The following is a 13,387-nucleotide window of genomic DNA, read 5'->3' on the forward strand; positions in this document are numbered from 1 at the left end:
GTTGCCCCGACTGCTTGGTCTGGTGCCAGACTTCAGACTGGCGCCAACTGAAACTAACTGCACATTGGCGTCATTGGCGCAACAGCCGAAGGAATCCCTATCTTTAATGCGCCAACGAACGCCAATATGCGGTCGTTAGCAAAAACACCCAACAGCCGGACAGTAACTTTGTATCTTTAACATTAATTAAGGACAATGAAACTTCTTACTCTCATCATCGCTTGTCTTTCTTTTTTACAAAATATTTTTGCTCAATCGCAATGGCAATTAATGAGTAATGGAAATACTGCTGGAACAACTTACGGTTTTGTTGAATCTTCTTCTGGTGTTTTAATTGCAGGAACAGCAGATGGCATTTATACATCTGCCAATTACGGAGGTAATTGGGCGCTTTCAAACTCAGGAATAAATTCGGGCGCAGAAATCGTTAGCATTACAAAAAATTCAGCAGGGATTTTTGCTGGTTCATATAATGAAATATATTTTTCTTCTAATTCCGGGACAAGTTGGACAATAGTAAATAATGCTGGTGTTGCAATAGAGTCTTTTGCTGTTTTGAATGATACTGTATATGCCGCAACTAATGGACTTGGAATATTGATGACACCAAATAATGGAGCAACATGGATTACAGTTAACACTGGCCTTTTAAGTAATGCTATTCTTTCAGTTGTTACAAAAGGAAATCTTTTATTCGCAGGAGATATGGGTAATGGAGTTTACATTTCATCCAATTCAGGAGCAAACTGGACATTGGTTAATGCAGGTTTGCCAGCGGGTGTCAATGTTAAATGCCTTGAAACCGATGGAACTAATTTATATGCAGGAACAATAGATTTTTCTAATTCAAACGGAATGTTTATTTCCGCAAATAATGGAACTTCTTGGACGCAGGTTACAAATGGCATTGCAACAAATGCCGAAGTATATGATATAAAAAACATAGGCAATACATTGCTTGCGGCAACTGGTACTGATGTAAATCGTTCGTTAAACAATGGCAATGCATGGTCAATTTTTATGAATGGAATGTCACCGAGTCCCCCTTACGGAATAGGGCATTTTTACGAAACTGCGCTATATGTTTTTTGCGGATTGGAAGTCACATCAGGAGGAAGCGTATATAGAATTGATAAAAGCGCTGTTCTTGCTTCGGTTAATGAAATAAGCCATAATTTTTTGCTTACCCTTTCTCCAAATCCTTTTTCCACGCAGACAACTTTGCAGACAGCGATTCCTTTACACAACGCAACTCTCACGGTGGACAACTGTTTCGGTCAGACAGTTGCGCAAATAAAAAACATCAGCGGTCAGACAATTACTTTTCACCGTGACAATCTCGCAAGCGGACTGTATTTCGTTCGGCTGACAAATCCCTCTCCCAGCGGGGGAGGGACAGAGGGTGGGGGCAGTGAGGTTTTCACAGGCAAATTAGTAATCACCGATTAATAAAATGAAAGTGAGAGAGTGAGAAAACGAGCAGGTGAGCCAACAGCCCACTTTCTCACTTTCCCACTTTCTCCTTTTCTCGTTTCACTGCACCATAATTTTGCAATTCGCCTGCTTTTCTTCGGCTCTCATATTCAAAAAATAAATTCCCGGTGCAAGCGCGTGAGCATAGAGCGGAATAATTTCCAGATGCTCACCGGCAGTTTCGTGGCGGTTCACTGCATCAAAAACTTTTTTGCCGGTCCTATCATATACTTCCATTTGCACCTGCGCGCTTTCTTCCAGCGTGTAAGAAACAAAAACCACTTCGTGCGCAGGGTTCGGATAAACGCTAAACTCCAAACTCCTGGCTCCTAACTCCTGCACTGCCACCTGCGGCACCGGGCGCAAACTATCGCGGTAAATCACGTTGGTTACAACAGGAAAGCCGAATACATCGTTGGCAAGAATATACAGCAGCGGAATTTTCTTTGCCTGCCCCAGCCATTTATATTCTATTTGCGTGGGCAGCGGAAAAGAAATTCCGAAGTGAAGCGTGTCAATATACAGCGTGTCGGTTTTGTAAAGAGTGGATTTCACGCGCAGCGTTTGAAAAGTTCCGTAAGGAGTAGTGAGTGTTCCCCATCCATCGCAAACATTCACGCGCTTTTGCGTTTGCCCGTAGTAGCCGATTCCCGGAAGGGGAAAACCATAACCCGAGTTGCACGAATCCTGCTTGCCGAATGTTTCCGGAAAACGGTAAATGGTATCGTAAGGGCTGTAAATCACCGGCACGGGAAAGCCGCCTATCTTTTGCCCGTAACCCACCTGCCGGTAGGAGGAAGTTCCGTTCTTGTAAAAATCAATGCGGTTGGTGGTATCAATTTTGTTGGTCTTGTATCCGTAAGAAGCGATGAACGGAAAAATCGGATAGCCGCTGCTGAGGGTAGAAATAAACTGCTCCACATCCTGACTTGCTGGAACGAGCGAAGAAAAATTCCAGGTGTAATTTGCACCGGTGGAATCGGGGCTCATCGCTCCAATCGTATTCGTTAAACTCACGCGAATGGTATCGTTCAGCACGGGCATATCCGAATTGGTGATGGTGATTTGCGCCCGAAGAAAAGAAAAAGCGAAGATGAAAAGGAGAAGTAAAATTTTTCGCATGGGTACTATTTTTAAGAATGGAGAGTTAAAGGTACAATTTTTACAATGATAATCTATGACCAATGACTAATGGCTACGTTACTTTTTCCTACTTTTGAAACCCTATGAAATCATTTCTTCTAACTGTTTACTGCTTATTGCTTGCTGCTTACTGCTTCTCTCAGGATAAAGACCTCATCCAGTTCTCAGGCGTGGTGGTGGAAGCCGATAGTTTAAAGCCCGTTCCGTTCACAAAAATCCTCATTAAAAATTCCAACCGCGGAACGCTTGCTGACTTCTACGGATATTTTTCTTTCGTGGCGCAGAAAAAAGATACGCTGGTGTTTTCCGCCACCGGCTACCGCAAATCGCACTATGTAATTCCCGATACGCTGAAGGGAAATAAATATTCTCTCATTCAACTCATGAAGTACGATACCATTTATTTGAAGGAAACCATTATTTATCCCTGGCCCACCAAAGAGCAGTTCAAGGAAGTTTTCCTGAACATGAATGTGCCCGATGACGATTTGGCGCGCGCGAAAAAAAATCTTGACCGCGAGCAGATGAAAGAGCAGTATGAAACCATGGGCATGGACGGAAGCATGAATTACAAAGCAGCCATGTCGAATTACCAGAGCCGGCTTTACTGGGCAGGACAATACCCTCCGAACAATCTGCTGAATCCTTTTGCGTGGGCGCAGTTCATAAAAATGTGGCGCGAAGGAAAACTGAAAATGAAATCTCCGAATGAAAAGAAGGAGCGGGAAGAATAAAAAAGACAGTAAAAAAAATCTCAGGTGCTGAAACACGTACGCATAGCGGCAAAAAAAATCCGCAGCATTCCTAAAGACCAGTTGCTGGAGCGGGTAAAATTAGGAGTGAAGAAACATTTATCGGACGAACCGTATTCCATCATTATTCAAACTGTGAGCGCCTGCGATTTGAAATGCAGGCATTGCTTTATTAATGATTACGGCACGCATATTCCGGATGGGATTGTAAAAATCATGCAGTGGAATGAGTTCACGCGCATGGCAGAGCGCTTGCGCCCGATGCTAAAGCGCGCTGCGTATGTGCAACTCTCCACGTTTGAAGCAATCCTGAACAAGAATTTATTTGCCATGTTTGATGCGCTGCTTGCAATAAACCCGCGCCTTCAGTTTCCGTTTTTATCAAACGCCATGCAGTTGACAGAAGAAAAAATAAAGCAGTTGGAAAAATATCCGCTCTCCATCGTGAATATTTCTCTCGATGGCTGCACAAAAAAAACGGTGGAGGATTTTAAAACCGATGCTGTGTTTGAAAAAATTATTTCCGCCATTCAACTGCTCAAAAAATCAAAACTGAAAGAGAAAGTAACAGTAACGTTTGTGGCGCATAAAAATAATGTAAGCGAACTTCCGCGCTATGTTGATTTTGTAAATGAACTGGGAGTGAAAGAAATTTTTGTGAGCAATCTTCTCACGTTCACTTCCGATTTTTCTGGGCAGGAATTATATTCTAAAAACGGAAATGCAGAAGCGCAAATGCTTTTTGACGAAACGGTGAAACGCGCAAAACACAACGGACAAAAAATAAGCATGCCCCGCCTTGCTCCTCAGCAAATGGGCTGCCAGGCATGCGAAAGTTTTTTCATTGACATCAACGGCAATGTTGCGCCCTGCGATTTTCTTGCGGTTACCACTCCTTTCTCTCTATGGGGAGAAACCAAAAAACATCCTCCGGTTATTTTCGGAAACATATTGAAAGATGACCCGCTGAAAATTTACCGCAACCCCGCATTCAAAAAATTCCGCGAAGCGCACCAACTCGGAAAGAATCTTCCTGCACAATGCACGCATTGCATAGATGCTTATGGCATGATGTGCAGCAACAGGATTAATTATTAGTTATGCCAATCTCCTGATTAAATTGTTCAACGGCTTTTCCGCTATGAAATAGAGAAGAATGGAAGTGCATTGAAGTAAAATAAATATGACAATAATATTAAGATGCAGGGCGAAATAAAAGAAAGAAAACAGAAAGCCGTTGTGAATCAGGTAAAATATATAGGAACTTTTCCCGAGCAGTGTAAATAATTTTGTTGCAAGCATAGTTCTTATGATTGATTTTTCTGTCAGCAATCCGTAAAAGAAAACTGCAATTCCCACCGGAAGAATAATATTGTTAATCAGCGTTTCGAAAAATAAAAACGTATTTTTCTCCTGAGAAAACCAGCGGTTGATTACCAGCAAACCGATACAAACAATAATATAGGTTGCTCCTGATAAGGTTTTGTAAAACTTATTTTGCAGTTCGCTCACATTATTTCTCCGCATAAAGAGCAAAGCCAGTTGAATGCCGGCATAAAACTCAATGCATCTTCCGAAAAAAGTAAACTCAAAAAGAAATTGCTGTGAACTAAAGAAGCCATGAAACGAAGCATTTCTGAAAAGCAGCCAAAGTAAAATGCCTGTGCCAATAAAAATGAGCGGCTGAAAAATTAATTTTATTCTTCCTGAAATAAGTATTAGCAGCGGGAATAAAAAGTAAAATAGTTCTTCCACGGTTAAACTCCATCCTCCTGGAATGCCTGTGAATTTATATTCGTCAAAAAAGCCGCGGAGAAAAGTAAGATTGAGAAATAATACGTGTGTGTTTTCTGAAAAAGTGCAATTGCAAACAAAAGGAAGAAATGAAATAATGGTGATGATAAAATACATTGGATAAATCCGCGCGAAACGGTTGATTAGATAGGGTTTGATGCCGGCTTTTCCTTCTTTCACATCATCGTAATAGCGGTAGCAAATTAAAAACCCGCTCAGCACAAAAAAAATAGTAACGCCCACATGAAATTCTCCTATGAAATCATGAAAAAAATTTCCAAACCAAACTGCTTTAAACGGATTGAAGTGATGAAAAAAAACCATGCACGAAGCAACTGTTCGTATTCCTGTGAGTGCAGGAAAGTAATTGCTTTTTGCCAAATCGGATTGCATTACAATGCAAGGTATTTCGATTTTACTTTTTTTCCGAAGAAAAGATTGGCAAGGTTGTCAAAGTTTTTCGGAGAATCGGTGGAATAAAATTCAGCAGTTCCGCCTTTGGAACATTTGTTTTCAATTTCAGGATGGCGTTTGAGATAATTTGCCAAACTATCTGCTACCAGTTTCCCCTGCGAAATTATTTTTACTCTTTTCGGTGCATACTTTTTTATTTTCTTCAGCAGAAGAGGGTAGTGCGTGCAGCCGAGAATGAGGGTGTCAATCTTTTTTGATTTAGAAAAAAGTTCTTTCAGGTATTTCTTTACAAAAAAATCTACGGAAGGAGAATTCAGTTCGTTGCTTTCCGCCAGTGGAACCCACATAGGGCAGGCCTGCTGAAAAACTTTTACATCGGGAAAGAATTTTCCTATTTCTATTTTGTACGAATCGGATTGAACAGTGCCGGCAGTTCCCAGCACGCCCACGTGTTTTGTCTTTGTAAATTTTCCCGCCACTTCGGTTGTAGGGCGAATAACGCCAAGCACTTTTTTTTCAATAGCAATTTTTGGTAAATCAAGTTGCTGAATATTGCGCAGCGCTTTTGCCGATGCAGTATTGCAGGCAAGAATCACCAGCGGGCAATTCATCTCAAAAAGTTTCTGAACGCATTCGAGCGTGTAATGATAAACGGTTTCAAAGGAACGGCTGCCGTAAGGAGCACGGGCATTGTCGCCCAAATAAATATAATCGTACTGCGGAAGTTTTTTAGTAATTTCTTTGAGAACGGTAAGCCCGCCAATTCCCGAATCAAAAATTCCTATAGGAGAAAATTGTTTTTGCACAAACTCTAAAATAAAAAGTTGAACTAAGTTACAACTTCTATTTTAGATTTTATATATAAAGGAAAATTACTTGACCCCGAGTTCCTTTTTCACGTCATTGAAAATATCATCTGCCGGATCGGAATAAAGCACAGAACCAACGCCTGAATCAAGAACGATTTTATAGCCCTTCGCCTTGGCAACTTTTTCAATTGCCTTTTTCGCTTTTTCATTTATCGGACGGGTGAGTTCATCGTTCTTCTTTTGAAAATCGGTTTGTGCCTGCACCTGGAAATCCTGTATGCGCTGGTTCAAATCCTGAAGTTCTTTTTGCTTGGTTTGCTTGATGAGGTCGGTATATTTTGTTTCGTTCGCCTGGTAGTCGGCAAGTTTATCGTTCAGGTCTTTCTGCATGGCAGTGAGCGTGGTTTCCAGTTGCTTGTAATAATCTGCCGATGTTTTTTTTGCTTCCGCCATTTCAGGCATTACTGCAAGAAGAGAATCGAGTTCAATGTGAGCGGTTTTTTGTGCATGGGATGCTGCGGAAAAAATTAAAAGTCCTGCAACAAAAAATGATTTGATGATTGGGTTCATGAGAAAATGTTTTAAATGAGAGGCGAAAATACTAAACTATTTCAAATGGCAAGAAGATAAAAATGCATGCACTATTTTCCTCCTCCGGATTTTTCAGTTCCCGATTTTGCTCCGCCCACTTTCACGCCCATTGATTCGAGCACTTCTTCGCTTTTATCATATTTTGGGTTGGCGAATAAAATATTTAGTTCGGCAGATTTGTTGAACATGATGGCAATCATTTCTTTTTCTGAAAGCGCTTTGATGGCATTATAAACTTTATCCTGCACAGGTTTCACCAGTTCCTGTCTTTTCTTATACAAATCTCCGTCCACGCCAAAGCGCTGCTTCTGCAATTCTTTCGCTTCTTTTTCTTTGGCAATAATTTCGTCTTCGCGTTTCTTTTTCATATCCTGTGTGAGAAGAATTTCTTCCGATTGAAATGATTTGTACAGCCGGTCAACCTCGGCAAGTTTGTTTTCAATTTCTTTCTGCCAGCCCAGCGAAATTTTATCCAGCTGGTCCTGCGCGTTTTTATATTCGGGCACCGCATTTAGGATGTAATCCAAATCAACATACGCCACTTTCTGAGCATGTAAAATGTAAGATGGCAGAAGGCAGAGGGAAAAGAAAAGCAAAATGAATTTCCCTTTTTGTATTTTTTTGCTTTGAATCCCGATTTTTTCTTCGGGACGTACAGTTTCGCTTTTCGAAGATTTAAATTTTTTCATAGTATTATTTTTTAGAGATAACTTCTGAACAAAACATATATTGTGCCAAAGCGAAAGTAATTATTCTTTCACAAAGGAATAATGAAAATTTACAGAACAAACTGCTTGTGCCAACTCTTTTCAAAAGGAATTTCCCAACTGGTTTCCAGTTCTTCTTTTTTTTGAATGAGGTTATTGAAAACTGATTCTGCTTTTTTATTTTTCAACTCAGATAAGCTGCAGGAAAGAATTTTTCCGTTCATGCGATATGCAACATTATTTCTGTCAAGAAGAGAAATATTAAAATCTTTTTCCAGTTGCTGAATAAAATTTACCGATTTATCAATTCCGCAGCCGGAAGCAGGAGCAGTTTTTTCATCTACACAAACTACAATAAAGCGGGTATGAAAAATTTCAATGCAAGCTTTCATCAATTGGTCGTGCGATGTCCATTGCGCAACAAATTCTTCCGACTTTCTTTTTATGGAATTAATTTCGGAAGAACTAAATTCTTTTTCACTCTGATAAATCCAGATGCGGGAATGAGAGGACATATCGCTAAACTTTATCATAAAATATTTTCAAGAAATATTTTGCGCGGCAAGTTCCGCCACATCCAAAACTTTTACTTCCGATTCTTTGTTGAAATGTTTTACTCCGTCAGTCATCATCGTCATGCAGAAAGGGCACGCAGTTGCAATTACATTCGGAGAAAGCGAGAGCGCTTCTTCTGTGCGATTGATGTTTACATCCTGTTTTCCCTTTTCCGGTTCTTTGAACATTTGCGCGCCTCCTGCACCGCAGCAAAATCCGTTTTGCCGCGAGCGTTTCATCTCGGCTAGATTGGCATCCAGGTTTTCAATTACAGAACGCGGAGCTTCGTAAATATCATTTCCTCTTCCGAGATAGCAGGCATCGTGGTAAGTAATTTTTTTTCCTTTGAAATTTCCTCCTTCAATTTTTAATTTTCCAGAATCAATTAACTGCTGGACAAGTTGCGTGTGATGAATCACTTCATAAACTCCGCCAAGTTCTGGATATTCATTTTTGATAGTGTTGAAACAATGCGGACAGCCGGTGACAATTTTTTTTATTCCGTAATTATTCAGAGTGGTAATGTTATTCATCGCCTGCATCTGGAAAAGAAATTCATTGCCTGCGCGCTTTGCAGGTTCGCCTGAGCAACTTTCCTCTGTTCCGAGAATGGCAAACTTTATTCCAACGTGATTTAGAATTTTCGCTATGGCTTTTGTAATTTTTTTTGCACGCTCATCGTAACTTCCCATGCAACCGACCCAAAAAAGAATTTCCGGCTGCTCGCCTTTTGCTGCGAGTTCTGACACTGTATTTACTTTTACTTCACTCATTCTTCAAACACTTGAATATTTACAGTTTTATTTTTCAGGTCGGTAAATTTTCCTGTGAAGCGTGTTGCACGAACGATATGATTGTCTATCCAGTGATAATTTCCTCCGCGTGGTTTTCCCATCAGGAGTGAGTGATATTTGAATCCGCATTTTTTCAGCCAGCGCTCGGTTACCTCTCTGTGCGCTTCGGTTCGCGAAGTGAAAAAAGTAATGATATGCCCTTCACCGAACCATTGATTCACTTTCTCCAGCGCATCGGGATAAACTTCTGCGTCTTCCATTCGTTCCGGTTCTTCATTGGGAATATCTTCTCCAACAGTTCCGTCAATATCAATCAAAAAATTTTTTATGTGCGATGGAAGAATGGGAGAAATTTTTTTCCCGTTCTCTTCTGCTTCGATTAATTTAATTTCGGTCATGTAATTTTAATTTTCATTTATCCAATTAGCCCTGTCCATAGGGGAATATTGCCAGGGCGCTCCATTATTTTCAATGTTTGTGCTCATCATGTTCAGCGACTGCGGTGCAGCACTTTGTTCCATCACCAAAAATCTGCGAAGGTCAATGATAATTGAAAGCGGGTCAATGTTCACCGGGCATTCCTGCACGCAGGCATTGCAGGTGGTGCAAGCCCAAAGTTCTTCTGCTAAAATATAATTTCCGAAAAGAGATTTTCCATCATCCATGAACTTCCTGTTCTTATCAATATTTTTTCCAACTTCTTCCAACCTGTCGCGTGTATCCATCATTATTTTTCTTGGCGATAAAAGTTTGCCGGTTTGGTTTGCGGGACAAGCCGAAGTGCATCTTCCGCATTCGGTACAGGAGTAAGCATCTAATAATTGCTTCCACGATAAATCAAAAACATCTTTCGCCCCAAAACGGAAAGCCCCCTCTAACTCCCCCGAAGGGGGAGAATTTGCGGGTGCGCTCCCCCCTTCGGGGGGATTAAGGGGGGCTCCGAGCATTGCTTTCACTTCGTTAGTTACGCTTTCGAGATTTGTAAATTTTCCTTTCGGATTCAGATTGGAATAAAAAACATTTGGGAAAGCAAGAATGATATGCAGATGTTTTGATAGGATGAGATAATTCAGAAATCCAAGCACTCCGAAAATATGAAACCACCAGCAAGTTCGTTCAATTAAAATTAATTTATGTTCTTCCATTCCTGAAAAAAATTGTACGAAGTGTTTTGTAACAGGGAAATTTCCTGCTACATTATAATGGCCGCTTCCTATTTGTTGCAGTGTTTGGTCGGCAGTGTTCATAATAAATAAGGAAGACATAATCAGGATTTCAAAAACGAGAATAAGATTTGCATCGGTGCGCGGCCAGCCGTTGAGTTCTTTCATCACAAGACGCTTTACATGAATAATATTTCTGCGGATGAGAAATACAGCGCAGCCAAACGTTACAAGAAATGCGAGTACCTCAAAACTCCCAATCATATAATTGTAGAGATGGAAATTCCCAATATTCAAAAAAGAAAGAATGCGATGCGTTCCGGAAGTTCCGTCAATAAACATTTCGAGAACCTCCACATTGATGAGAACAAATCCAACATAAACAAACAAATGTAAAATTGCAGGAATGGGTTTCTGAAACATTTTCTTCTGCCCGAGCGCAACGAGCGTCATAATTTTCCAGCGCTCGGATTTTCTGTCAGTGCGATTGACCTCTCTGCCCAATAAAATGTTTCTGCGGATTTTTTTTGCGTTGAAAAAAAATAAACTAACGCCCGCAATCAGAAGCAGAAGAAATATGATGTTGGAAAGTCCCAAGGGAAAAAGTCAATGTTTTTTTGTTCTCTTTCTTTTTCCATAGAGCGAAAAATACCTCCACGGATTTTCGTTCATATCTTTCAGCAAACTATCAAGCGAAGAAGAAGAAGCATTCAGGTTTTTATAAAGTTTATCATCGTGAATGAGCATTCCTGCCGAGCCCTCGCCTTTATTTATTTTTTCCATTACACTGGAAAACTGATTGAGCGCGCTGTTTGCATTCGAAAGTGTGCGTGAAAGATTTGCTTTCGCCAGCGTATCGCTCACCGCAGAAAAATTTTTAATAGCATTGGAAATATTTTCATTGTTGTTTGCAATGTTGGCAGAAATGGATTCCACTTTGGAAAAAATACTGGATATTTTATATCGCTCCGAAGCAATCAGCGTATCGAGGCGCATGGAGGTGCGGTCAAATGTTTCGAGCGCGTGTTTGATGTTGTCGAAACTTTTGTTCAGGTTTTCGCGCGCGTTTTTATCCATCACCGTTTGTATGGTTGTAACAATGGAATCAATGGCGCCAATTAATTTTTCTGCTTTATCTTTCAAAGGTTTTATAGTGGCATTCACCGATTCCTGCAGCGATGCTTCTACCATTCCTGTGAGCGTATCGCCATCTTTTGCATATTCTTTTTCATTGCTTGCAATCAGTTGAACTGCTTTTGCGCCCAGCAAATCGGAACTGATAATTTTTGCGACTGAATGTTTTGGAATTTTTAGTTTGCTGTCAGTAATGGCAAGCGTAACAATAATGCGCCCGCTGGTATCATAGAGTTGAATATCTTTCACTCTTCCCACTTTGAAGCCGCTGAACTGAATTGGATTTGCTTCCACCAATCCGGCAACTTCGGGATATACGGCATAATAAATTTTTCTTTTTGAAAAAATATCTTTGCCCTTGAGGAAATTAAATCCATAAATGAAAAGCGCAATTGCTATAACAACGAGCACTCCTGTTTTTATTTCTTTTGAAATTTTCATAATGCCCTACTAAATTACCAATCTGTACGAATGTACTAATCTGGTTGTACTCATTGGTATATTAGTATCCATTCGTACTTTAGTAGGAGTTGCGAATATACAAAGAAAAAAAATGAGGGAACTTTACAGAGAAATTTGGTAGTGTCTCAGTTTGTATTTCTTCGTGTGGTTTTCTTAGTGACTTCGTGTCTTAGTGGCAAAAATAAAGAAAAGCATAGCCACGAAGGCACTAAGACACAAAGGTTCACTAAACAAATTTCAAAATGAGACACTACCAGAAATTTCAGGTAGTGGGTCAGTTTCATCTTAAAATTTTCTTTGCGTACTCTGCGTGAACGGCTGTTAAAATACAATTTAACGCAAAGTGCGCAGAGAAAATACAGCGCAAAGAACGCAGAGAACAACCAAACTGAGACACTACCAAATTTTATAAGCGCACACCGATTACGCAAATATCATCCTTCCCGATAGAAGCCGTATCGGGATGGATTCAAACCTTTACAGCAAATTCATTTCTTATCTTCTATATTCTAATACCGATTACGCAAATATCATCCGTATCGGGATGGATTCAAACCTTTACAGCAAATTCATTTCTTATCTTCTATATTCTAATACCGATTACGCAAATATCATCCACTTGTTCATTGCTGCCTTTCCATTGCATAATTGTTTCATCCAGAATTTTCTTTTGCTCGTCCATTGGTTTTTTATTTATCTCCACTAATGCTGCCTGCATTTTTCGGTACATAAATTTTTTTCCTTTTGCTCCGCCAAACTGGTCGGCATAACCATCGGTGAAAAGATAGAAAATTGTATCCGGCTGATAAGAAATAGTATTTGTTGTAAAAGGTTTTCGGTTATCGTGTTTCCCAACGGGCTGCTTGTCGGCAGCCACTTCAATTGCTTCGGAGCCTGTCCCGCCATTTGCGGGATTGGGAATGTATAAAAGCGGATTGTTTGCTCCGCTCCAGTTTAGCCTCACCCTTCCGTCCCTCTCCGAAGGAGAGGGAAACTGAATTGACAGCAGTGAAATATCCATTCCGTCTTTCACATCTTTATCACTTTTTTCAAAAGTTTCTAAAACAAGTTCGGTTACTTTATCAAGGATTTTACCCGTTTCCCGCAAATGAAATTCTTTTACTGCTCTGTTAAGTGCGTTGCTGCAAACAACACTCACCATTGCACCGGGAACACCATGACCTGTGCAATCGGCAGCAGCAATAAAGACCACCCCCTGCGCCCCCTCCTTAAGTAAGGAGGGGGATGGGGGGAGGTATTCCATCCAGTAAAAATCTCCTGCAACAATATCTTTTGGTTTGTAGAGAATAAAATTTTCAGGCAAGTGTTTATTTACATAATCGGTTGGAGGCAATAGGGCTTCCTGCAGGCGTTTGGCATAAGTAATTGAATCAATAATTTCTTTTTGATGTTCTTCTACTATTTTCTTTTGCTGCTCCACCATTTCTTTTTGCCGAGACACTTCATTTTTCTGCAACTCAATAATATTTTTTTGTTTGCGTGTGATGCGCAGCGAGCGGAAAATAATTGCCGCTATAATAAACATGAGCGCCAGCCCGCCCATTACCGAATACCTGATTACCTTTTCTCTCCTGC

The 13,387-nt window shown here is 40.4% G+C and carries 14 protein-coding genes; 3 read left to right on the forward strand and 11 right to left on the reverse strand.

From position 1 onward, the window contains the following. The first annotated feature begins 195 nt into the window (after positions 1-195). Complete coding sequence (locus tag HY063_05290) at positions 196-1,449, forward strand: T9SS type A sorting domain-containing protein (GenBank protein MBI3501190.1); 1,254 nt, start codon at positions 196-198, stop codon at positions 1,447-1,449. Between the two features lie 84 nt (positions 1,450-1,533). Here the strand turns inward: HY063_05290 and HY063_05295 are convergent, their stop codons facing one another. Continuing rightward, positions 1,534-2,595, reverse strand: a complete 1,062-nt coding sequence (locus HY063_05295; protein ID MBI3501191.1) for a T9SS type A sorting domain-containing protein — start codon at positions 2,593-2,595, stop codon at positions 1,534-1,536. 104 nt (positions 2,596-2,699) lie between these two features. Between HY063_05295 and HY063_05300 the strand changes: the two genes are divergently transcribed. Together HY063_05300 and HY063_05305 are read left to right on the forward strand one after the other, a co-directional pair. Beyond that, entirely contained in the window at positions 2,700-3,350 is a 651-nt protein-coding gene (locus HY063_05300; protein ID MBI3501192.1) for a carboxypeptidase-like regulatory domain-containing protein, read from the forward strand. 24 nt (positions 3,351-3,374) lie between these two features. Continuing rightward, positions 3,375-4,466, forward strand: a complete 1,092-nt coding sequence (locus HY063_05305; protein ID MBI3501193.1) for a radical SAM protein — start codon at positions 3,375-3,377, stop codon at positions 4,464-4,466. Here the strand turns inward: HY063_05305 and HY063_05310 are convergent, their stop codons facing one another. From HY063_05310 to HY063_05355, 10 genes are all read right to left on the reverse strand, one after another. Beyond that, the gene (locus HY063_05310) at positions 4,467-5,555 is read right to left on the reverse strand and encodes an acyltransferase (protein ID MBI3501194.1); all 1,089 of its coding nucleotides are present in this window, start codon (positions 5,553-5,555) and stop codon (positions 4,467-4,469) included. After that, positions 5,555-6,382 (reverse strand): glutamate racemase, encoded by an 828-nt coding sequence (gene murI, locus HY063_05315; GenBank protein MBI3501195.1) that lies wholly within the window; start codon positions 6,380-6,382, stop codon positions 5,555-5,557. The genes HY063_05310 and murI overlap by 1 nt, the downstream gene beginning before the upstream one ends. A gap of 66 nt (positions 6,383-6,448) precedes the next feature. Beyond that, on the reverse strand, positions 6,449-6,955 hold the full coding sequence (locus HY063_05320) for an OmpH family outer membrane protein (GenBank protein ID MBI3501196.1): 507 nt from the start codon (positions 6,953-6,955) through the stop codon (positions 6,449-6,451). Positions 6,956-7,026: 71 nt separating this feature from the next. Then, entirely contained in the window at positions 7,027-7,665 is a 639-nt protein-coding gene (locus HY063_05325) for an OmpH family outer membrane protein (protein MBI3501197.1), read from the reverse strand. Between the two features lie 89 nt (positions 7,666-7,754). Then, positions 7,755-8,216 (reverse strand): ABC transporter ATPase, encoded by a 462-nt coding sequence (locus HY063_05330; protein ID MBI3501198.1) that lies wholly within the window; start codon positions 8,214-8,216, stop codon positions 7,755-7,757. Positions 8,217-8,225: 9 nt separating this feature from the next. After that, complete coding sequence (locus tag HY063_05335; GenBank protein MBI3501199.1) at positions 8,226-9,011, reverse strand: (Fe-S)-binding protein; 786 nt, start codon at positions 9,009-9,011, stop codon at positions 8,226-8,228. After that, entirely contained in the window at positions 9,008-9,430 is a 423-nt protein-coding gene (locus HY063_05340) for a phosphoheptose isomerase (protein MBI3501200.1), read from the reverse strand. Before HY063_05340 ends, HY063_05335 begins: the two co-directional genes overlap by 4 nt. 6 nt (positions 9,431-9,436) lie before the next feature. Then, on the reverse strand, positions 9,437-10,792 hold the full coding sequence (locus HY063_05345; GenBank protein MBI3501201.1) for a (Fe-S)-binding protein: 1,356 nt from the start codon (positions 10,790-10,792) through the stop codon (positions 9,437-9,439). Between the two features lie 9 nt (positions 10,793-10,801). Continuing rightward, entirely contained in the window at positions 10,802-11,770 is a 969-nt protein-coding gene (locus tag HY063_05350) for an MCE family protein (protein MBI3501202.1), read from the reverse strand. Between the two features lie 604 nt (positions 11,771-12,374). Then, the coding region (locus HY063_05355; GenBank protein MBI3501203.1) for a SpoIIE family protein phosphatase at positions 12,375-13,387 on the reverse strand (1,013 nt) is incomplete at its 5' end.

Source organism: Bacteroidota bacterium (genome assembly GCA_016195025.1).
Taxonomy (GTDB): Bacteria; Bacteroidota; Bacteroidia; order Palsa-948; family Palsa-948; genus Palsa-948.

Bases quoted from the DNA above. Each gene is read 5' to 3' on its own strand.
- HY063_05290 (MBI3501190.1), top strand. From the start codon at position 196: ATGAAACTTCTTACTCTCATCATCGCTTGTCTTTCTTTTTTACAAAAT.
- HY063_05295 (MBI3501191.1), bottom strand. From the start codon at position 2,595: ATGCGAAAAATTTTACTTCTCCTTTTCATCTTCGCTTTTTCTTTTCTT.
- HY063_05300 (MBI3501192.1), top strand. From the start codon at position 2,700: ATGAAATCATTTCTTCTAACTGTTTACTGCTTATTGCTTGCTGCTTAC.
- HY063_05310 (MBI3501194.1), bottom strand. From the start codon at position 5,555: ATGCAATCCGATTTGGCAAAAAGCAATTACTTTCCTGCACTCACAGGA.
- HY063_05320 (MBI3501196.1), bottom strand. From the start codon at position 6,955: ATGAACCCAATCATCAAATCATTTTTTGTTGCAGGACTTTTAATTTTT.
- HY063_05325 (MBI3501197.1), bottom strand. From the start codon at position 7,665: ATGAAAAAATTTAAATCTTCGAAAAGCGAAACTGTACGTCCCGAAGAA.
- HY063_05330 (MBI3501198.1), bottom strand. From the start codon at position 8,216: ATGATAAAGTTTAGCGATATGTCCTCTCATTCCCGCATCTGGATTTAT.
- HY063_05335 (MBI3501199.1), bottom strand. From the start codon at position 9,011: ATGAGTGAAGTAAAAGTAAATACAGTGTCAGAACTCGCAGCAAAAGGC.
- HY063_05340 (MBI3501200.1), bottom strand. From the start codon at position 9,430: ATGACCGAAATTAAATTAATCGAAGCAGAAGAGAACGGGAAAAAAATT.
- HY063_05350 (MBI3501202.1), bottom strand. From the start codon at position 11,770: ATGAAAATTTCAAAAGAAATAAAAACAGGAGTGCTCGTTGTTATAGCA.